The sequence below is a fragment of the Streptomyces laurentii genome (assembly GCF_040635425.1).
Lineage (GTDB): Bacteria > Actinomycetota > Actinomycetes > Streptomycetales > Streptomycetaceae > Streptomyces > Streptomyces laurentii.
On record NZ_JBEYHT010000060.1, the window covers coordinates 1 to 19,462 of the forward strand.

A 19,462-nucleotide genomic window follows, 5' to 3' on the forward strand; every position below is an offset into this window, starting at 1 on the left:
CGACCCCGCCGGACGCCTGGTCCACGGCCTGGCGGCCGCCCTCGGCGCCGTCGTCACCGGTTTCGTGGCCATGGGCGTCACCGCCGCCCTCGGCCTGTGGGCGGCCGGCGCCACCGGACTGCCGGGCGGCGGGAACGCGTTCACCGCCGTCGTCGCCGCGGCCGTCGTGATGGCCGCCGGCGGCCAGGTCGGACTCGCCGGCGACGCGGGCGACCTGGCCGGCGCCCGGGCCGAACTCACCGCCATGCCGCTCACCGTCACCCTGGTGGGCGCGCTCGTCACCGGCGCCCTGTTCCTGCGCCCGCTGCGCCACCACGCCGTCGCCCGCGCCCGCGACCTGCTCGCCCTGGCCGTCCCGACCGTGGTGCTCTGGCTGGCCGCGCTCGCCGGCCTGTCCACGCTCGCCCGGCACGACTTCCCGCTCACCCTCGGCGGCACCCAGGAGGCCGGCGGCGACCTCGGCGACCTGGTGCGGCAGCTCATGTCCGCCGCCCACCCCACCATCGGCTTCCGCACCGACCTCGGCCCCACCCTCTTCTACGGCCTGCTGTGGATCCTCGGCGTCCTCGTCGTCGCCGTGCTCGTCTCCCGCCGCACCCCGCTCCCGCCCCGTTTCGTCCGCCACCACCAGGCCGTTCGCCCCGCCGCCTCCGCGGTCCTGCTGTTGTTCCTCGCGTACGTGTCCGCCGGCCTCCTCATCGGCCTGGTCGTCGCGGCGACGAAGGGCCACCCCGCCGAGACCTTCGCCGTGCTGCTCCTCGGCCTGCCCAATGTCAGCTGGCTCGCCCTCGGCGTCGGCATCGGCGGCTCGTGGGAGGGCCGGGCCGAGGGACCGTTCGGCCTGCCCATGCCGCAGATCCTCGACCACGTCCTGCGCGGCGGGAACGGCGGCAAGGACCTGTCGACCGTCGACCTGTCCACCCTCGCCTCGTACGACGGGCGGGCCTGGTGGCTGCTACCGATCGCCGTCGTGCTCGTGCTCGGCGCGGCGGTCGCCATGGCCGTCCGCTCCCCGGCCCGCGTCCGGCCCTGGCGGCACGCCCTCCACCTGGGCGTCGCCTTCGCCGTGGCGATGCTGGTCATCGCCCCGCTCACCCTGGTCGAGGCCCGCTTCGGTCTGTCGGTCATCGGCATCGGCGACCTGGAGGCGCTCGGCGCGGTGGTGCTGCTCCGCCCGCACATCTGGGGTCTGGTCGGCCTCGCGCTGCTGTGGGGTCTGGTCGCCGGATTCCTCGGCGGGCTCCTCGCGGCCCCGCTCCGGCACCGCGCCGCGACCAACGTGCCCTGACCGATGGCCGTGCCGTTCGCCGCGCCCGAGACCGCGGTCACCGCTCCAGGAACACCGGCCGCGCCCACTCCGGCGGCTCCGGTGGCTCCGGCGGCGGGCTCGGTGTCCCGCCCGCCGTGCCGCCCGCGACCGCCCGTGCCCCGGCGCCCGGCACCCCGCCCTCCAGGGCCGCCCGCAGCTCCGCGACGAACTCCAGGCACGTCCCGTACCGCTCCTCCGGCGTCTTGGCCAGCGCCTTCGCCATCACCGCGTCCGCCGCGGCCGGAAGCCCCGCCCGCTCCTCGGACAACGGAGGCGGCGGGTCGTACTGGTGCGCCCACAGCAGCGCCATGTCGTCGTCCCGGCGGAACGGCGGCACCCCGGCGAGCGTCTCGAACACCACGCACGCCAGGCTGTACACGTCGCAGCGGCCGTCCACCGGCTTGCCGGAGATCTGCTCCGGCGCCACGTAGTCCAGCGTCCCGACGAACTGCCCCACCGTCGTGAACCCGGTCAGTGACAGGGACTTCTTCGTCAGGCCGAAGTCGGTGAGGTAGACGTGCTCCGGATGGTCCCGGTCGGTGCCCTCCGCCACCAGGATGTTGCCGGGCTTCACATCCCGGTGCACCAGATCGTGCGCGTGCGCGGCGTCCAGCGCGGAGGCCACCTGCACCGCGATCCGCCCCGCCACCGCCGGCGCCAGGGCACCGCCCTGCCGGTCGAGCAGCGCGCGCAGGTCGAGACCGGGGACGTACCGCATCGCGATGTACAGCACGCCCTCCGTCTCGCCCGCCTCGAAGACCGGCACGATGTGCGGATGGTCGATCGCCGCCGCGACCCGCGACTCGTGCGCGAAACGGCGGCGGAAGGTGTCGTTGCGGGCCAGTTCGGGCGCCAGCAGTTTCAGCGCCACGGTCCGGTCGAGGCGCAGGTCGCGCGCCCGGTAGACCACGGCCATGCCGCCGCGCCCGATCTCCGCCTCGACGCGGTAGCCGGCGACCTGCTTGCCGACCAGGCCGGACTCCCGCCCGGCCGGCAGCGAACCGGCCTGCTCCGCCCCGTTGCCCGGGACCGCGCCGGTGCCGCTCATCCGCGCTCACCCGGGTCGTCCGGCCGGGGCTCCGGTACGACCCGGGTCGGCTCGTGCCCGACGGGGCCGGGGGCGGGTTCGCGTACGGTCGTGGGCTCGTCCGCGGGTTCGTCCGCGGGCTTGTCCGGGGGGTTGTCCGCGGGCTCGGCTCGGGTCTCCGGTTCGGGCTCGGCTCGGGTCTCCGGTTCGGGCTCGGGTTCAGGCCGGGGGCCGGGCTCCGGCTCCGTCTCCGGTTCTGGCGTGGGTTCGACTACGGGCTCGGGCTCGGGCGGCGAGGCCGCCGAGGAGGGCGGTGCCGAGGCCGCGTACGCGCTCAGCCCCGTACCGTCGCAGTACACCCACCGCTCGTGCTCCGCGTCGTACAGCCACAGCGACTCCCCGTCGACGACCATCCCCACCCGCAGTCCGCGGGTGCGCCGCCGGAACGTCTCGCCGTCCGCCCGCCCCGCCGCCAGTTCCTCGGCGGCCCGCCGGTAGCGGGTCAGCGCGTCCGCCGCCCGGCCGATCAGCGGGCGCGGGTCGGCCGTCCGGGTGAGCGGACTGCCCGCGGCGGGCGGATCGGCCGGTACGGAGACGAGGAGACGGGCGTCGACCCAGGCCGACCAGCCGTTCGAGCACAGCACCTGGCCCCAGTCGCCGACCCGGTCGAGCAGCCGCACCGGCAGGAACGCGTCCAGCGGCTCCGTCGGCAGCGCGGGATCGGGCGCCTCCCAGGCGGCCAGTCCGGTACGCGGCACGACGTGTGTGGGCAGGAAGTCCGCCTCGTCCGTGCGGCCTGTGCCGTCCGCCCCCTCCGTGCCGCCGGGGCCGCCCGTCCGCGCGGTGGCGGCCTCCGGGGCGTACGCCGGGGTCGCGCGCGCACCCGAGACGAGCCGGGTCGGCTCCCCGGCCGCGGGCCCGTACTCCGGTGTGTGCTCCCCGGGCTCCGGCCCGTGATCCGGCCCGCGCTCCGTCGCACCGCTGGCGTCCGTGCTCTCCACAGGGGTCCTACCTCCGCATCACGACCGGCTCGTGGCGCCGCAGCAGCCACGCCACCACGAGACCGAGGACGACGCACAGTGCGACCAGCATGCCCATGTCGAAGAGCCAGGCGCCCACCGTGTGGTCCATCAGCGGGTCGGCGGTCCGCGAGCCCGGCACGATCGCGCCGATGTCGATCGTCGCGCCCATCGCCGCGAACGCCCACCGCGACGGCACCAGCCAGGCCAGCTGCTCCAGGACCGGTGTGCCCCGGACGTTCAGGAGCGCACCGCAGAACACCACCTGGACGATCGCGAGGAGGACGAGCAGCGGCATCGTCACCTCCTCCTTGCGCACCAGGGCGGAGACGAACAGTCCGAGCATCATCGCGGTGAAGGCGAGCAGTGCCACCGCCAGGGTGAGTTCGAGGAGCGGTGGCATCAGCACGCCCTTGCCGCCGGGCGCGCCGAGGGGCACGCCGATGAGCGCCACCAGGGTGAGGACCACGGCCTGCACGACCGTGATCGTGCCGAGGACGACCACCTTGGACATCAGATACGCGGAACGGGACAGGCCGACGGCTCTCTCACGTCGGTAGATGGTGCGTTCCTTGACCAGTTCGCGCACCGCGTTCGCCGCGCCCGTGAGTACGCCGCCGACGCAGAGGATCAGCAGCACGTTCAGCGCGGATTCGGCGTTCAGCTTTCCGCCGGACAGGGCCCGGGCCATCGCGCCCATGATGAACGGCAGCGCGACCATGATGACCAGGAAGGTCCGGTCGGAGGACAGCGCCGCCGCGTACCGCCGGACGAGGGTACGGAGCTGGGAACCCCAGCTCTGCGCCTTCGGCGGCGGGGGTGGCGCGGCCTGCTGCGGCAGCGCCCCTGCGGGCGCGGGCGCGGGCGCGGGCGCGGGCCCGGGCGTGGGTGCCGGGGCGCCGGCCCCGCGCGGCCCGGCGCGGACGCCGGCCTCCTCGACGTAACGGTGGTGCAGCGGGGAGAGCCGGTAGCGGCCCGCCCAGTCGCGGTCCCGGTCGTTCTCGAACGCCTCGAACGCCTCCGGCCACTGCGCGTAGCCGAAGAAGCCGAGCGCGTCGCCGGGCGGTCCGTAGTACGCGACCCGGCCGCCGGGCGCGAGCACGAGCAGCCGGTCGCACACGTCCAGGCTCAGCACGCTGTGGGTGACGACGATGACGGTGCGGCCGTCGTCGGCGAGGCCGCGGAGCATGTGCATGACCGAGCGGTCCATGCCCGGGTCGAGTCCGGAGGTCGGCTCGTCGAGGAAGAGCAGGGAGGGTTTGGTGAGCAGTTCCAGGGCCACACTGACGCGTTTGCGCTGGCCGCCGGACAGACTGTGGATCGGCTGCCCGGCGCGCTCCGTCAGGCCCAGCTCGGCGATCACCTCGTCGACCCGGGCGCGCCGCTCGGCGGGCGCGGTGTCCTCGGGGAAGCGCAGTTCGGCGGCGTATCCGAGGGCCCGGCGGACGGTCAGCTGGAGGTGCAGGATGTCGTCCTGCGGGACGAGACCGATGCGGCGGCGCAGCTCCGGGTAGTCCTGGTAGAGGTCGCGGCCGTCGTACAGGACGCTGCCCCGGTCGGCGGGGCGCAGGCCGGTGAGGGCGTTGAGCAGCGTCGACTTGCCCGCGCCCGACGGGCCGACGACCGCGAGCAGGCTCTTCTCGCCGACGGGGAAGGAGACCCCGTCGAGCAGGGTCTTGTGGCCGTGGTCGACGGTGACGGCCAGTTCCTGGACGTCGAGCGAGATCTCGCCGGTGTCGGTGAACTCGACGAGCGAGCCGCCTATCAGGCCGTACGCGCGGTGACCGATGCCGACGAGATCGTCGGGGGTCACCCGTGCGTCGGTGACGGGGCGGCCGTTGAGGAAGGTGCCGTTGTGGCTGCCGAGGTCGTGGATGCGGTACGTGCCGTCGGGTTCGGCGCGCAGTTCGGCGTGCCGGCGCGAGACGGTCAGGTCGTCGAGCACCAGGTCGTTGTCGGGGGCCCGGCCGATTCGCACGGTGTGGACGGGCAGCGGGCGGACGGAGGTGGGGCGGCGGAAGGCGCCGGTGCGGGCCGGGGACGAGACGGCCGCGGAGGAGGGCCGGGGCGGCGCGGGGGCGGCCGGTTCCCGGTGTGGTTCCGCTCGTACGGGCGTGGCGGCAGCGGCAGCGGCAGCGGCAGGATCGGCAGGCGCCGCGGGGGCCGCGGCGTCGTCACGTGGCGTCCTCTCGCGGGCCGCGTGGCTCTCGTGCGGTGGGTTCGCGCGGAGGACGGCCTTCGGGCCGTCCGCGGGATGGCCGAAACGGAGGACCGTTCCGGCGCCCACCACGCTGAGGCCCACCCGCCGGCCGTCGGCGAAGGTGCCGTTCGTACTGTCCTGGTCCTCCAGGGTCCAGTGACCGCCGACCGCCCGCAGCACCGCGTGATGCCAGGACGTCCGGTCGTCGGCCAGGACGATGTCACTGCTGGGGTCGCGTCCGATGCGATAGACACGGCGCGCGTTCATGACGGTCGCGTCTCCGTCGGTCTCCAGGACCAAGGCGGGCGCGGCGGGCGCGACAGGCCGCTCTCCCATACGAAAAGCCTATCGTCGGCGGCCTGACCGCGCCCGGGATGGCCGCCGGTATCGTGGCGGCCGACCCACCCGTGGCCGTCCCCGGCCGGGGACCGAAGGAGAACCGCCCGTGCCGAAAGGTGTCACCAAGCGCCGCCCCCGTACCCGCGCGGCCCTGCTGCGGGCGGCCCTGGAGACCTTCGCCGAGCACGGGTTCCACGCGGTGTCGATCGAACAGATCTGTGAGCGCGCGGGCTTCACGCGCGGGGCGTACTACTCCAACTTCGCGAGCAAGGAAGAACTCTTCCTGGCTCTCTTCGACGAGCACGGTGAACGGGTCGTCCGGTGCCTCGCCGAAGCGGTCGACGCGCTCGCGCCCGAGGAGTGCACCCTGGAGCGGCTCGCCGGGCTGGTCGCGCGGATCGAACCGGACGAACGCGCCTGGTACCTGGTGAGCATGGAGTTCACCCTGCACGCCATCCGCGACCCGCAGGCCGCCTGGGTGCTCGCCCGCCACGAGGCTCGCCTGCGCGCCGAGATCGCCCGCGGCCTGGAACTCGTCGTCCGCCGCAGCGGACGCGAACTCGCCGTGGACGCCGACCGGTTCGCCCGCCTGATCGTGGCCCTGCGCGAAGGCGCCCTCGCGCAGAGCTATGTCGAACCGGTCGAACTTCCCCCCGGCACCCTCGAACGCGCCTTCCTGCCCGCGCTGTTGGAGTCCGCCACCCGGCCGGCCGCGCCCCCGGCCTGACCGGCGGGCGGGGGAGGGGGAAGCGTGTTCGTCGATCGGTTCGTCACCGTGTCCCGCCGGCCGCCTGTCGAACTGCTGGTCGCCCAGTCGGCGGGACCCGCGCACCGCGCGCTGCTCGTGATCCACGGAGGCCCCGACTGGGACCACACCTACCTCCGGGAACCGCTGGACAGGCTCGCCGGAACACACCGCCTCGTGATGCCCGACCTGCGCGGGTGCGGGCGCTCCACCCGCGGTCTGCCCGGCGACCGGTACACCCCGGACGCCGCCGTCGGCGACCTGATCGCCCTCCTGGACGCCCTCGGGATCGGCCGGGCCGACGTCCGCCGCAGGGGTGAACGCGACGGCCGCCGGTCCGACCCCCCGTCGCCGGCGTGGAGCTTCCGGAAGAGGCCGAGCGCCTCGACTCCCGCTCAGTCGCGGCCGAGCGCGTCCAGGAGCTGGAACTCCTCGTCCGTGAGCCGGAGTTCACCGGCCGCCAGGTTGTCGACGAGGTGGTCCGGGTTACCCGTGCCGGGGATGGCCAGGATGTGCGGGCCCTTCCGGAGCGTCCAGGCGAGGCGGACCCGGGCCGGGGTGGCACCGTGCGCGCGGGCGATGGAGAGGACCTCGTCGTGCTCGGTGTGGACGGCGCCCTCCTCGCGTCCCGGGCCGGCGATGGAATAGAAGGGGACGAAGGCGATGCCGAGCGCGGCGCAGGTGTGCAGCAACTCCTCGGCGTCACGGTCGTCGAGGCCGTAGCGGTTCTGTACGCACACCACGGGCGCGATCGCCCGGGCCTCGTCCAGGTGCTCAGGGCGGGCGTTGGACAGGCCGAGGTGGCGGACCAGTCCGGCGTCACGGAGTTCGGCGAGCGCGCCGAAGTGCTCGCCGACGGACGGCTGGCTCATGACCCGCAGATTGACCAGGTCGAGGTGGTCGCGGCCGAGCTGGCGCAGGTTCTCCTCGACCTGGCCTCGCAGCTCGTCGGGGCGGGCCGAGGTGGCCCACTCGCCGGAGGCGTCCCGGGCCGGACCGACCTTGGTGGAGAGGAGCAGCTCGTCGGAGTAGGGGGCGAGCGCCGAGTTGATCAGTTCGTTGGAGGACCGCAGCCGGGAGAAGTAGAAGGCGGCGGTGTCGATGTGATTGACGCCGAGTTCGACGGCGCGGCGCAGCACGGCGATCGACCGCCCCCGGTCACTGGGGGTGCCCAGGTGGAAGGCGGCGCTTCCGGTCAGCCGCATGGCGCCGAAGCCGATCCGGTGGACCAGGTGGTCGCCGAGCGTCCAGGTACCCGAGGCGGCCGCCGAGACCGTGCGCGAGGTCATCCGTTTCCTCAACTCCATCCGATAGGCCGCCCCGCCCGACGGGTTCGGGCGGGGCGGCAGTGGAGTATGCGCAGGTGGCAGCCGTGCCGGAAAGCCCGGACGGGGTGGGGGATTGTCACAGCCGGGACGGGAACTCCGGCCGAGCATGCGGACGTTGTCCCCGTAGACGGCGAAACGGCGCGGGCGGATAAGGCGGTCAGTCGAAGAGGTCGGGGTCCGAGGCCGTGATCTGCTCCCAGAGCGGACGGGCCTGGAACCAGCCGGCGATCGGCGAGCCGATCTGGCCGCGGGTGAGCAGCGCCGTCTCCCGGTCGATCAGCTGCGGCGTGCCCGCCGCCATCGCCAGCAGCTGGGCCTGGCAGGAGCGTTCCATGGTGACGAACCACCAGACCGCCTCGGCGACCGACTGGCCGACGGTGAGCAGCCCGTGGTTCTTCAGGACGACCGCCTTGTACGAGCCGAGCGCCTTGGCGACGCGCTCGCCCTCCTCCCGCTCGTTGACGACGCCGCGGTAGTCGTCGTAGATCCCGTGGTCCTCGAAGAACGCGCAGGCGTCCTGGGTGATCGGGTCGAGCGGGACGCCGAGGCTGGAGAACGCCTTGCCGTGCAGGGAGTGCGAGTGCGCGGCGGCGATCGCGTCCGGCCGGGCGCTGTGCACCTGCGCGTGGATGACGAACGCGGCCCGGTTCACCGGCCGTACGCCGTCCAGCACCTGCCCCTCGTGGTCCACGCGGATGAGGTCGGACGCCTTGATCCGGCTGAAACTCATGCCGAACGGGTTGACCCAGAAGGTGTCCGGGTCCCCGGGGTCGCGCACGGTGATGTGCCCGGCGACGCCCTCGGAGAAGCCGAACCGGCCGAAGATCCGGAAACCGGCGGCCAGTTGTTCCTTCCGGTGCTGGCGTTCCTCCGCGACCGAGTCGAAGGTGGGCGGCAGCGGCACGACGGCCCCCTCCGGCAGGGGGCCGATGGCGGCGGAGAGGAGCGCGGCGATTTCGGGCGGCAGATCGGGCACGGGAAGCCTCCGGCGGTGCGGCGGATCGGGTCGGCGAGTGCGCCAAAAGATACAGAGATGTATCCGATACGACAATGTCTCCAACGGCTTCGGCGGACTCGGCGCCCGGCGTTCCCGCCCGGGAACCCCGGGCGGCTGAACTCCGCGAAACTCGGTGGCTCTTCGGTGCTGCCTCCGCCTGGGTTCGGCCGCATGGCCGACGACTGTTTCGGACATCCACGGCTCACCGCCATCTACGATCCGCACGACCCCGACCGTGGCGATCTCGGCGCCTACCTCCGGATGGCCGAAGAGTTCGGGGCGCGCCACGTCCTGGACATCGGCTGCGGTACAGGGGTGTTCGCGCTCCTCCTGGCCGGCCGCGGGATCGAGGTCGTCGGCGTCGATCCCGCGCGGGCCTCCCTCGGCGCCGCCCGGGCCAAGCCGGGCGGTGACCGGGTGCGCTGGATCCCTGGCGACGCGACGGCCCTCCCGCCCCTGCGGGTCGACCTCGCGACGATGACCGCGAACGTCGCCCAGGCCATCGCCGATCCGGACACCCGGCACGCGACACTGGCGGGAGCGGGCAGCCGCTCCGTGCCGCCGTCGAAGGGCAGGAAGACGGTGCGGTTGGCGAGCAGCCGGTCCATGGGGTCGAGCGACGCGTCCGTCATCGTGACGTCCTACCAGCGCCGTCCCGTCACGGGCCCAACGCTTTTCCCGCCGTTCCCGCCGTTCCCGCCGTCCCCGGTGGCCACCAGGCCCCTGCCCCCTACCGCGCCGGCGCCCCGAACCGGGCCAGCAGATGCCAGACCCGCTTCACCTCCTGCCGGTCGTACCGCCCCGACTCCGCGGCCTCCTGCACGATCCGCGCGTCCAGCCACCCCTCCACGGCCAGTTCGGCGCCCAGCTCCACGAACCGCGGCCCCCGGTACCCCGGATGGCGCCGCAGGTCCGCGACCGACAGCCGGAAACCGTCGTGCCACGCGACCGGACACGGCAGCGCGCGGGCCGCGGCCTCCACCTCCGTACCACGGAAGGACGGGTCGAGGACCAGCGCCTCGACGTCCCGGGCCAGGTCGACCGGGCCGTGCACCTGCGCCTCGACGTAGTCGTCGAGCGCGTCCTGGCCGTCGTCGAGGGCGAGCGCGACGAGCGGCGCGGCCCGTTCGGCGACACCGAAGTCGGTCGGTTCGAGGACGCTGTCCGGATAGCAGAAGGTCGTCCGGGCCAGGGCGGCGGCGCTCAGCCGCAGATGCGCCGAGCCGAAGCGGGGCGCGGCGCCGAAGGGGCGGCGCCGGTGGTCGAGCGCGCCGTACACGGGCCGCTCGTGCGCCGGCGCGTCGTCGTACGCCCCGCCGAAGATCCGGCTCTCCCAGCGCCAGCGGTCGCCGCCGGGGTGCGCGGTGAGACCGCCGTTGCTCGTGCCGGTGACGAACTGGGAGCGGTAGAAGCCGTCCTCGGCGAGCCGGCCGAGGAAGGCCGGATGGAAGTTGAGCGTGACCCGCAGGGCGGGGTCGAGCGGGCCGCCCGTGGCGAGGGCGGAGACATGGGCGAGCGCGCGGCTCGGCCGGGGAAGAAGATCCATCGCCGCAGTCTGCCGCAGGCCGGGTCTTGCGGCGCGGGCTTTTCGCTGGCTACGGTCAGGCGTGGAAAGCGCTTACTGAAGTGGGCGCGTCAGGGGAGAGGGAGAGCGGCGCGTGGCCACCAGCGACGACAGCGGACACATCGAGCCGGCCGGACAAGCGGAGCACGCGGGCGGCACGGCGGACGGCCGGCGCGGCGACGAGGTCCTCGTCTACACCCGTACCACCGGCTACCGCCACGACTCCATCCCCGCCGGTGCCGCCGCCCTCGCCGACCTCGCCCGCGCCGCCGGTCTGCGCCCCGAGATCACCGAGGACCCCGGTGCCTTCACTCCCGCCCGGCTCGCCCGCTGCGCCGCCGTCGTCCTCCTCTCCACCACCGGCACCGTCCTCACCGACGCGGGCCGGGCGGCCTTCGAGGCGTACGTACGGGACGGGGGCGGCGTGCTCGCCGTGCACGCGGCGGCCAACGCCGAGCCCGACTGGCCCTTCTACGGCGAACTCCTCGGCACCCGCTTCGACGGCCACCCCGAGATCCAGCCGGGCGTGGTATGCGCGGAGGACTCCGGCCATCCGGCCACGGCCGCGCTGCCGGACCGCTGGGAGTGGACCGACGAGTGGTACAACTTCACCGCCAACCCCCGGGCCACCGGTGTCCGGGTCCTCGCCCGCGCCGACGAGACCAGCTACCGCGGCGGCACGCTCGGCGTCGACCATCCCCTGGTGTGGTGCCGGGAGGCCGGACCCGGACGGGGTCGCGTCCTGTTCACCGCGCTGGGGCACGCCATCGAGGCGTACGCGGACCCCGCCTTCCGGTCCCATCTCGCGGGCGCCCTCGGCTGGGTGACCCACGCCGGGTGACCCGTCGGCCGCGCGGGGCGCCGCCCGACTTCAGGGTGCGCCCGCCCCCGCCCCCGCCCCCGCCCCGTTCGTCCCGCCCCGATTGCGGCCGTGCCCGGTCCGCGAGAGGTTGACCCCGGGGGAGTGCGGCACGGGGGCGGAGGCCTGGAGGAGACGACATGGGTATCGCCACCGTGAACCCGGCGACGGGTGAGACACTGCGCACGTACGAGGCGCAGGGGCCCGCCGAGGTCGAGCGGCGCATCGACGCCGCCCACGAGGCGTACCGCCAGTACCGTACGACCCCCTTCTCCGAGCGCGCCCGGCTGATGCGCGCCGCCGCGGTCCTCCTCGACGAGGACACCGAGGACATCGCCCGCACCATGACCACCGAGATGGGCAAGCCGGTCGTCGCCGCCCGTGCCGAGGTGGCCAAGTGCGCCAAGACCATGCGCTGGTACGCCGACCACGCCGAGGACCTGCTCGCCGACGAGCATCCGCCCCAGCGCGACGTCCAGGACGCGGGCGCCGACTTCGCCCGCGTCCACTACCGGCCGCTCGGTCCGATCCTCGCCGTCATGCCGTGGAACTTCCCCCTCTGGCAGGTCATCCGGTTCGCGGCGCCCGCGCTCATGGCCGGCAACACCGGGCTGCTCAAGCACGCGTCGAACGTTCCGCAGACCGCCCTCTACCTGGGCGAACTCTTCCGCCGCGGCGGATTCCCGGCGGGCTGCTTCCAGACCCTGCTGATCGGCTCCGGCGCCGTCGAGGGCGTGCTGCGCGACCCGCGGATCGCCGCCGCCACCCTCACCGGCAGCGAACCGGCCGGCCGTTCCGTCGCCTCGATCGCCGGGGACGAGGTCAAGAAGACCGTCCTGGAACTCGGCGGCAGCGACCCGTACATCGTGATGCCCTCCGCCGATCTGTCCCGGGCGGTCAAGACCGCCGTCACCGCCCGCGTCCAGAACAACGGCCAGTCCTGCATCGCCGCCAAGCGGTTCATCGTCCACCGCGACGTCTACGACACCTTCGCGGAGCGTTTCACCGCCGCCATGAACGCGCTCGCCCTCGGCGACCCCCTCGACGAGGACACCGACGTCGGCCCGCTCGCCACCGAGCAGGGCCGCGCCGACCTGGAGGTACTCGTCGACGACGCCGTGGCCGCCGGCGCGACCGTGCTGTGCGGGGGCGGCCGGCCCGAGGCGTACCCGCGCGGCTGGTACTACAAGCCGACCGTCCTCACCGGCATCACCCCCGCGATGCGCATCCACCACGAGGAGGCGTTCGGCCCGGTCGCCACGCTCTACCCGGTCGCCGACATCGAGGAGGCCGTCGCCGTCGCCAACGACTCGCCCTTCGGGCTGAGTTCGAACGTGTGGACCCGCAAGGAGGAGGACATCGCCTTCTTCGTCCGTGACCTGGAGGCGGGCGGCGTCTTCGTGAACGGCATGACCGCCTCCCACCCCGCCCTCCCCTTCGGCGGGGTGAAGCGCTCGGGGTACGGCCGTGAGCTGGCCGGACACGGCATCCGCGAGTTCTGCAACGTCACCACGGTCTGGCAGCGGGCCTGACGACGGCCCGCGCGCCCCGGCCCCGGCCCCCGCCCCTCCCGAGCCTTCGCCCGCGCCCGCGAATTCGATTGCGGCGGGCCCGGCCCGACCGTTGAGCTGTGTCCATGGACGGGACTCTCCTGACACCTCCCAAGCGTTCCGCGCGGGCGCGCGGGGCCGTGCTGGGCGCGCTGATGCTGGGCGCCTTCACCTTCAACACGGCCGAGAACCTGCCGATCGGACTCCTCGACGTCGTCGCCGGCCGGCTGGGGGTGTCCGTGCCGGCCACCGGACTCCTCGTCACCGGCTACGGCCTGACCGTGGCGGTCGCCTCCCTGCCGCTCACCCACGCGGTACGGTCCGTGCCGCGCCGCCACGTCCTCACCGGCGTGTTCGCCGCCCTGGCCGTCTCCAGCCTGGCCGCGGCGCTCCTCTCCTCGTACGGGCCGCTGCTCGCCGCCCGGCTGGTGACCGCGCTCGCCCAGGCCCTGTTCTGGGCCGTGATGGGCCCTGTCGCCGTCGGTCTGTTCCCGCCGGGCGTACGGGGCCGGGTGATCGGGGCGCTGTCGGTGGCCGGCTCGCTCGCGCTCGTCGCCGGGGTGCCCGGCGGCACCTGGCTCGGACGGCACGGCGGCTGGCCACTGCCGGTCACGGTGGCGGCGGTCCTGGGCCTCGTCTCGCTGGTGACGGTCGCGGTCCTGCTGCCCACCACGCGCCCCGAGGCGGAACCCGCCGCCCTGGGGATCAGCCCCGACCGCCGCCGGTTCGCCCTCGTGCTCACCGCCGGGGCGCTCTCCGCCACCGGCGCGTTCGCGGGATTCACGTACCTCGTGCCCTTCCTCGGGGACGTGGGCGGCTTCCGGCCGGAGACCATCGGCGTCCTCCTGGTGGCCTTCGGGCTCGCCTGCCTGGCCGGGGTGTCCCTGGCCGGCGCGCTCCTCGACCGCTCTCCGCACGGCGTCCTGACCGGCGCCGTGGCCGTCCAGGCGACGGGCCTGCTCGGCCTGTACGCGTGGGGGGCCCGGCCCGCGGCGGCGGTACTGTTCCTGGTGCTCACCGGCGGCGCGCTCGGCCCCGTCTTCATGGCCACCCAGCACGCGATGCTGCACTGCGCACCCGGCCGCACGGACCTCGCCTTCGCCGCCAACTCCGGTGCGTACAACGTCGGGATCGCGGCAGGCGCCGCCCTCGGCGGCCTGATCCTGCCGTACGCCGGGGTGCGCGCCGCGTTCCTGGCGGGCGGGCTGCTCGCGGTCGCGGCCTGCGCCGTCCTGCTGCCCGGCCGGCCCCGCCCGGCGGAGTCGTAGGGCCCGGCCCGCGAGCGAGGCCGGGCGGCGGGACGAGGCGGTGCGGGAGTGGTGCGGCCGGGACACCCTCACGCCTGCTCAGGACGGGCGGACAGGCATACTCCGGCCATGGACACCGGGGTGAGCGGGAGCGGTACGCGACCGGACGTGGACGTGGACAGGGCCGTGCCCGTACGGACCACCTCGTCGGCGCACGACGCGGGCTGGCTGCTGCGTACCGCGGTGGCGGCGGACATCGAGGCGCTCGCGGAACTGCGGGCCACGGTCATGCGCGCCGACCTGGAGCGGCTCGGACGCTACGACGAGCACCACGTACGGCAGCGGCTGCGGGACGCCTTCTCCCCGCGGCACACCTCGATCATCGAGATCGACCGCGAACTCGCGGGAAGCGTCGCGCTCCGCCCCGCCGAGGACCGGCAGTGGCTGGAGCACTTCTACCTCGCCCCGCACCGCCAGGGCCGGGGGCTCGGCTCCGCCGTGCTGCGCACGGTGCTCGAACGCACGGACGTCCAGGGCGTGACCGTGGGCCTGAACGTCCTGCGAGGCAGCGCCGCCCGCCGGCTCTACGAGCGCCACGGCTTCGTCGTGGAGGCCGAGGATCCGATCGACGTCTTCATGGTGCGCCCGCCGGGGGCGACGGCGGGAACCGGCTGAGGGCCGGCTCGCGCCCCGGACGCCCTGATGCCGGAGCGCCACCCGCCCGCGCGAGCAGGCGTCAGGAGTGGGCGCCGGTGTGCTGGTGGCCGATGCCGAGGCGGCGGGCGGTGCGGGTCATCAGCCGGGACAGGCGCGAGGGCAGGGCGTCGGGGGCGGGCACGGTGACCGGCCGTACGCGGCCGTTGTGGATCGCGGTGATCCGCCAGCCCTGGTCGGTGCGGACCACGACGACGCTCTGCCGCGACCGGCGGCGCTCGGGCAGGCGGGACCGCCAGGGCATGAGGACGGACGCGGTGCCGTGGACGATCGCGACGTCCGGGGCGAGGTACCGGATCGACTCCACCTCGCCGACCAGGACCGAATCGGTGAGGACGCCGCGGAAGAGTCGGTCGTGGTTCTCCTGGTGCCGGGCGCGGCCGACGGCACGGGTGCCGTCGTAGGAGACGTAGTCGGAGTCCTCGGTGAAGCAGGCGCCGAAGGCGCGGGCGTCGCCCGCGTTCCAGGTCCGCGTGAACTCGTCGAAGAGCCGGCGGATCAGGCGGTCATCGGTGTCGGGCCGGACGCGCATGGGAGCCTCCCGGGTAGCATTGCTTCTACCTGCGAAACTTACGATAGGCGAAAGGTTCGAATGTCGAAAGATGCTGTGGTGGGCGACATCGGGACGCAGCTGCGGCTGCTCCAGCAGAGCTTCGACGCCTTCGACGAGGCCGTCGCCACCCGTCTCGGGATCAACCGCACCGACCTGCGCTGCCTGGACGTGCTCCTCGGCGGCGGACCGCTGCCGGCCGGCGGGATCAGCGAGGCCCTCAAACTCAGCCCCGCGGCGACGACCACGGTCATCGACCGCCTCGAACGGGCCGGCTACGTCACCCGTACCCGTGACGCGGGCAACCGGCGCCGGGTGCTCGTCACCGCCACCGAAGCGGCCCGGGCGGTCGAGGCCGCCATCTTCCGGCCCGTCGGCCAGGCGGGGGCCCGGGCCCTCGACCGCTACGACGAGGGGCAGCTGGCCGTCATCCTGGACTTCCTCCGGACGGCCCGCGAGGTCCAGGAATCCCAGACGGCCCGCCTCGCGAGGGCCGAGGAGGCCCGAGGAGTGACACGGGGTCAACCCTGAGCGCCTACGGATGGCGGGGCGGGCCCGAGCGGCGAACGGTTCCGCTGGCCGGTACGCCTGACGGTCCGGCGTGCGTACGGGCCGGTTCGGCCGAACTCGCCGCGCACCTTCAGGGGCCCGCGATACCGCCGGCCCGCGCCCTCAGCCCCGGGCCCAGTCCAGCAGCCGGTCCGCCGGCCAGGTGTTGATCACCTGCTCGGCCGGCACCCCGCACTCCTCCGCCCGCGCGCAGCCCAGGATCTGCCACTCCAGCTGGCCGGGCGCGTGCGCGTCCGTGTCCACCGCGAAGCGGACCCCGGCCGCCACCGCCTCGCGGAGCAGCCGGCGCGGCGGGTCGAGGCGTTCGGGGCGGCTGTTGATCTCCACCGCCGTGCCGGATTCCGCGCACGCCGCGAACACCCGTACCGCGTCGAACTCCGACTCCGGCCGCAGCCGCCCGCCGCTCACCAGCCGGCCCGTACAGTGCCCCAGCACGTCCATCAGCGGATTGCGCACCGCCCGTTCCATCCGCCGGGTCATCGCCCGCGCGTCCATCCGCAGCTTCGAGTGCACGGACCCCACCACCAGGTCCAGCCGGTCGAGCAGTTCGGGCTCCTGGTCGAGCGAGCCGTCCTCCAGGATGTCGCACTCGATGCCGGTGAGCAGGCGGAACGGCGCCCACCCCTCGTTCAGCCGGGCCACCACGTCCAGTTGCCCGCGCAGCCGGTCGGCGGACAGTCCGCGGGCCACCTTCAGGCTCGGCGAATGGTCCGTCAGCACCATCCACTCATGGCCGAGTCCGGCCGCCGTCCGCCCCATGTCCTCGATGGTGCTGCCGCCGTCCGACCAGTCCGAGTGCACATGGCAGTCGCCGCGCAGCGCCGCCCGCAGCTCCTCGCCGCCCGACACCTCGGGCACCGGGATCTCCCGCTCCAGCCGCTCCAGATACTCCGGCACCCGCCCCGCCAGCGCCTCGCGGACCACGGCCGCCGTCTTCGGACCGATGCCCTTCACCGACTCCAGGGTTCCGGCGCGGGCCCGCCGCGCCGCCTCCTCCGGGCCGAGCGCCGTCACCGCCGCCGCGGCCGTACGGAAGGCGCGGACCCGGTACGTCGGCTCCTGCCCGCGCTCCAGCAGGAACGCGATCCGGTCCAGCGCCGCCGCCGGGTCCATCGGCACACACCGCCCTTCCCGTGACCGCCGGCCGGTCGCCCTCGCCTGCCGGCCGCCGGTTCAGTCCTCGTCCTCGATCCAGTCCTCGGCCTGGCACGCGGCACGCTCCGCCGTGCCCCGGGCCTGCGCGCCGGCGTTGTCCCCGGTCCCGCCGTCGTCGTCGCCGTTCGGGCCGTTCCGGCCCTTTCCGTTGTCCGGGCCGGCGGGCTCCAGCTCGCACCACACCGCCTTGCCCTCGCCGCGCGGCTCCACGCCCCACCGGGTCGCGATCGCGTCCATCATGAGCAGCCCGCGCCCCGACGTCGCCGCCTCGCCCGGGGTGCGCCGGCGCGGCCAGCCGCTCGACCGGTCCTGCACCGACAGGCGTACCCGCCGTACCGGCTCCGGCAGCACCTCCAGGGTCAGCACCGCCCCGCCCTCCGTGTGCAGCAGGACGTTCACCAGCAGCTCGCCCGTCAACAGCTCGGCGTCGTCGGCGAGTTCGGGCATACCCCAGTCGACGAGCGTCTGGCCCACCGCCGACCGCGCGTCGGACAGGCCCTGCGGATCGGCCTGGTGGATGTACTGGTGGATCCGCGGCGCCCGCGGCGTCCCCGGGTCCGGACTGCGCCGCAGCACCAGCAGTGCCACGTCGTCCCCGGCGCCCCACCGCTCCCACAGCTGTTCCGACAGATGGTCCGCGAGCGCCTCGGCCTCCGGCGGTCCGCTGCCGATCGCCCCCACCAGCTCGGCGAGCCCCGCCTCGAGATCGGTGCCGGGCTGCTCGACCAGCCCGTCCGTGTACAGCACCAGGATCTCGCCCGGCACCAGGTCGAGCCGCGTCTCCGGGAACTCCTCCTCGCCGAAGACCGTCGCGAGCCCCAGCGGCAGCCCGCCGCGCAGCTTCGGCCGGCCCACCCGCCCGTCCGTGTGCCGGATCAGCGGCCCCAGATGCCCCGCCCGCACCCCGCGTACCGTGCCGCCGGCCAGGTCGACCTGCGCGTACGTACAGGTCGCGAAGCGGTTGGTGTCCAGCTCCGCGAGAAAGCGGGAGGCCCGGGCCAGGACCGTGGCCGGCGGATGGCCCTCGCCCGCGTACGCCCGCAGCGCGATCCGCAGCTGCCCCATGATCGCGGCGGCGTGCGTGTCGTGCCCCTGCACGTCGCCCACGACCACCCCGACCCGCCCGCGCGGCAGCGGGATCACGTCGTACCAGTCGCCGCCGACCTGCCGTCCGCTCCACGCCGCGTGGTAGCGCACCGCGATCTCGCCGCCCTCGATCCTCGGGATCACGCGGGGCAGCATCGTCGCCTGGAGCCCGGTGGCCAGCTCCCGCTCCTCGTCGAAGAGGATCGCGCGCTGGAGCGACTGCGCCACGATCGCCGCGAGGCCGAGCAGCAGATTGCGCTCGTCGGGGTTGAAGCGGCTGCGCCGCCGGTAGAACAGCGCCATCCCGCCCAGCGAGCGGGCCTGCGCCACCAGCGGCAGATAGCAGGCGGAGCGGTACGGCATCCGGTGCAGGTACGGGGCGAGCGCCGGGAAGTCCTCCTCCACGTGCGACGGGAACTCGGACACGAACCGGGCCACGCCGCTCTGCACCGCCTCCGCCAGCGGCAGCCCCCGCTCCAGCGGGCGGGTGCGGAATTCGCCGAAGACGTCGAGGCCCTCGCCGCTCAGCGCGATGAGGTTGAGCGAACCGCTCTCCAGCAGCCCCAGCGCGAGACCGTCCGAGCCCAGTCGCCCGAGTCCGGCCGGACCGGTCAGCGCGGCCGTGACGTCGTCCACGGTCACCGCCCGCGACAGCGCGTACGTCGTGCGCTGCACGATCGTGGTCTGCACCTCCTGGCGCTTGGCCAGGTTCAGGATGAACTCCGAGTTGGTGACCTCGGTCGTCGCGTCCCGCACGATCCCCACGACCCGGTGCGCCGCCCCGTCCGCCCGGCGCAGGATCCGGGCCTGCACATGCGTCCACTGGGGTGGACCGCCGGGCGGGTCGAGGCGTATGTGGGCCGCGTACGAGGAACGGCCGCCGGAGATGGCGTCCTGGACCATACGGTCGAGCCGGGCCTGCTCGGCCGGCTCCAGGGCGCGCAGAAGCGACGCGGGCCGCCCGTCGAAACCGTCCGGAGCCACCCCGAGGACCAGCAGGCCCGCGTCGTCGACATCGATGGTGTCCGTGTCGAGATCCCAGTCGAAGCTGCCGGTGCGGTTCATGGCGAGGCGCTCGGCGGGCCCGATCTCACCGCCGCGCGCACTGTGCTCGTCATCGGTCATCCTCCTCATTGTCGAGCCGGGCCCCCGCACACGCCATGTCGGCGACAGCACCGCGTACGCCCGATTCCGCAAGGGACC

16 protein-coding genes and 2 pseudogenes are annotated in these 19,462 nt (G+C 74.3%); 9 read left to right on the top strand and 9 right to left on the bottom strand.

Going from position 1 to position 19,462, the window contains the following annotated elements; genetic code table 11:
* On the top strand, positions 1-1,288 hold a 1,288-nt coding region (locus tag ABZ693_RS28930; RefSeq protein ID WP_435842572.1), incomplete at its 5' end, for a streptophobe family protein.
* Positions 1,289-1,325: 37 nt separating this feature from the next.
* Here the strand turns inward: ABZ693_RS28930 and ABZ693_RS28935 are convergent.
* The 3 genes from ABZ693_RS28935 to ABZ693_RS28945 are packed head-to-tail and all read right to left on the bottom strand — an operon-like array spanning position 1,326 to position 5,891.
* Positions 1,326-2,357 carry a serine/threonine-protein kinase gene (locus tag ABZ693_RS28935; RefSeq protein WP_359883191.1) on the bottom strand — a complete coding sequence of 344 codons (1,032 nt, stop codon included), beginning with the start codon at positions 2,355-2,357 and terminating at the stop codon, positions 1,326-1,328.
* Positions 2,354-3,337 (bottom strand): SH3 domain-containing protein, encoded by a 984-nt coding sequence (locus ABZ693_RS28940; RefSeq protein ID WP_435842573.1) that lies wholly within the window; start codon positions 3,335-3,337, stop codon positions 2,354-2,356. Before ABZ693_RS28940 ends, ABZ693_RS28935 begins: the two co-directional genes overlap by 4 nt.
* 7 nt (positions 3,338-3,344) lie before the next feature.
* Entirely contained in the window at positions 3,345-5,891 is a 2,547-nt protein-coding gene (locus ABZ693_RS28945) for an FHA domain-containing protein (protein WP_359883193.1), read from the bottom strand.
* 109 nt (positions 5,892-6,000) lie between these two features.
* Between ABZ693_RS28945 and ABZ693_RS28950 the strand changes: the two genes are divergently transcribed.
* Together ABZ693_RS28950 and ABZ693_RS28955 are read left to right on the top strand one after the other, a co-directional pair.
* Positions 6,001-6,621, top strand: a complete 621-nt coding sequence (locus tag ABZ693_RS28950) for a TetR/AcrR family transcriptional regulator (protein WP_359883196.1) — start codon at positions 6,001-6,003, stop codon at positions 6,619-6,621.
* A 117-nt stretch (positions 6,622-6,738) separates the two neighbouring features.
* Positions 6,739-6,924, top strand: a pseudogene (locus ABZ693_RS28955) (alpha/beta fold hydrolase); the annotation flags it as partial.
* 110 nt (positions 6,925-7,034) lie between these two features.
* Here ABZ693_RS28955 and ABZ693_RS28960 read toward each other — a convergent pair.
* Positions 7,035-7,928: an oxidoreductase gene (locus ABZ693_RS28960; RefSeq protein WP_359883199.1), complete on the bottom strand. Its 894-nt coding sequence runs from the start codon at positions 7,926-7,928 to the stop codon at positions 7,035-7,037.
* Between the two features lie 196 nt (positions 7,929-8,124).
* On the bottom strand, positions 8,125-8,943 hold the full coding sequence (locus ABZ693_RS28965) for a class II aldolase/adducin family protein (RefSeq protein WP_359883201.1): 819 nt from the start codon (positions 8,941-8,943) through the stop codon (positions 8,125-8,127).
* Between the two features lie 192 nt (positions 8,944-9,135).
* Between ABZ693_RS28965 and ABZ693_RS28970 the strand changes: the two are divergent.
* A pseudogene (locus ABZ693_RS28970) lies at positions 9,136-9,507 on the top strand (class I SAM-dependent methyltransferase); the annotation flags it as partial.
* Positions 9,508-9,694: 187 nt separating this feature from the next.
* Here the strand turns inward: ABZ693_RS28970 and ABZ693_RS28975 are convergent.
* Positions 9,695-10,510, bottom strand: coding sequence for a DUF3626 domain-containing protein (locus ABZ693_RS28975; protein ID WP_359883203.1), 816 nt, complete (start codon positions 10,508-10,510; stop codon positions 9,695-9,697).
* A 139-nt stretch (positions 10,511-10,649) separates the two neighbouring features.
* On the opposite strand from ABZ693_RS28975, the gene ABZ693_RS28980 reads away from it, so the two are divergent.
* The 4 genes from ABZ693_RS28980 to ABZ693_RS28995 all read left to right on the top strand — a co-directional run bounded on the left by ABZ693_RS28980 (position 10,650) and on the right by ABZ693_RS28995 (position 14,859).
* Positions 10,650-11,369: a ThuA domain-containing protein gene (locus ABZ693_RS28980; protein WP_359883272.1), complete on the top strand. Its 720-nt coding sequence runs from the start codon at positions 10,650-10,652 to the stop codon at positions 11,367-11,369.
* Between the two features lie 158 nt (positions 11,370-11,527).
* Positions 11,528-12,919, top strand: coding sequence for an NADP-dependent succinic semialdehyde dehydrogenase (locus ABZ693_RS28985; RefSeq protein ID WP_359883205.1), 1,392 nt, complete (start codon positions 11,528-11,530; stop codon positions 12,917-12,919).
* Between the two features lie 173 nt (positions 12,920-13,092).
* Entirely contained in the window at positions 13,093-14,205 is a 1,113-nt protein-coding gene (locus ABZ693_RS28990) for an MFS transporter (RefSeq protein ID WP_359883275.1), read from the top strand.
* Positions 14,206-14,313: 108 nt separating this feature from the next.
* Positions 14,314-14,859, top strand: a complete 546-nt coding sequence (locus tag ABZ693_RS28995) for a GNAT family N-acetyltransferase (protein ID WP_359883208.1) — start codon at positions 14,314-14,316, stop codon at positions 14,857-14,859.
* A 61-nt stretch (positions 14,860-14,920) separates the two neighbouring features.
* Here the strand turns inward: ABZ693_RS28995 and ABZ693_RS29000 are convergent, their stop codons facing one another.
* A complete protein-coding gene (locus tag ABZ693_RS29000; protein ID WP_359883209.1) occupies positions 14,921-15,430 on the bottom strand; it encodes an SgcJ/EcaC family oxidoreductase in 510 nt (169 codons plus the stop codon).
* Positions 15,431-15,490: 60 nt separating this feature from the next.
* Here ABZ693_RS29000 and ABZ693_RS29005 point away from each other — a divergent pair, with 60 nt between their 5' ends.
* A complete protein-coding gene (locus tag ABZ693_RS29005; RefSeq protein WP_359883211.1) occupies positions 15,491-15,979 on the top strand; it encodes a MarR family winged helix-turn-helix transcriptional regulator in 489 nt (162 codons plus the stop codon).
* Between the two features lie 141 nt (positions 15,980-16,120).
* Here ABZ693_RS29005 and ABZ693_RS29010 read toward each other — a convergent pair whose 3' ends face one another.
* Both ABZ693_RS29010 and ABZ693_RS29015 read right to left on the bottom strand, forming a co-directional pair.
* Positions 16,121-17,131, bottom strand: a complete 1,011-nt coding sequence (locus ABZ693_RS29010) for a PHP domain-containing protein (RefSeq protein ID WP_359883278.1) — start codon at positions 17,129-17,131, stop codon at positions 16,121-16,123.
* A gap of 60 nt (positions 17,132-17,191) precedes the next feature.
* Positions 17,192-19,384 (bottom strand): SpoIIE family protein phosphatase, encoded by a 2,193-nt coding sequence (locus tag ABZ693_RS29015; protein WP_359883214.1) that lies wholly within the window; start codon positions 19,382-19,384, stop codon positions 17,192-17,194.
* Between the last annotated feature and the right edge of the window lie 78 nt (positions 19,385-19,462).

What these genes read in the sequence shown, in the direction of transcription:
- ABZ693_RS28935 (WP_359883191.1), bottom strand. Translation starts at nt 2,357, where the DNA reads ATGAGCGGCACCGGCGCGGTCCCGGGCAACGGGGCGGAGCAGGCCGGT.
- ABZ693_RS28945 (WP_359883193.1), bottom strand. Translation starts at nt 5,891, where the DNA reads ATGGGAGAGCGGCCTGTCGCGCCCGCCGCGCCCGCCTTGGTCCTGGAG.
- ABZ693_RS28960 (WP_359883199.1), bottom strand. Translation starts at nt 7,928, where the DNA reads ATGACCTCGCGCACGGTCTCGGCGGCCGCCTCGGGTACCTGGACGCTC.
- ABZ693_RS28975 (WP_359883203.1), bottom strand. Translation starts at nt 10,510, where the DNA reads ATGGATCTTCTTCCCCGGCCGAGCCGCGCGCTCGCCCATGTCTCCGCC.
- ABZ693_RS28985 (WP_359883205.1), top strand. Translation starts at nt 11,528, where the DNA reads ATGGGTATCGCCACCGTGAACCCGGCGACGGGTGAGACACTGCGCACG.
- ABZ693_RS28990 (WP_359883275.1), top strand. Translation starts at nt 13,093, where the DNA reads ATGCTGGGCGCCTTCACCTTCAACACGGCCGAGAACCTGCCGATCGGA.
- ABZ693_RS28995 (WP_359883208.1), top strand. Translation starts at nt 14,314, where the DNA reads ATGGACACCGGGGTGAGCGGGAGCGGTACGCGACCGGACGTGGACGTG.
- ABZ693_RS29000 (WP_359883209.1), bottom strand. Translation starts at nt 15,430, where the DNA reads ATGCGCGTCCGGCCCGACACCGATGACCGCCTGATCCGCCGGCTCTTC.
- ABZ693_RS29005 (WP_359883211.1), top strand. Translation starts at nt 15,491, where the DNA reads ATGTCGAAAGATGCTGTGGTGGGCGACATCGGGACGCAGCTGCGGCTG.
- ABZ693_RS29010 (WP_359883278.1), bottom strand. Translation starts at nt 17,131, where the DNA reads ATGGACCCGGCGGCGGCGCTGGACCGGATCGCGTTCCTGCTGGAGCGC.
- ABZ693_RS29015 (WP_359883214.1), bottom strand. Translation starts at nt 19,384, where the DNA reads ATGACCGATGACGAGCACAGTGCGCGCGGCGGTGAGATCGGGCCCGCC.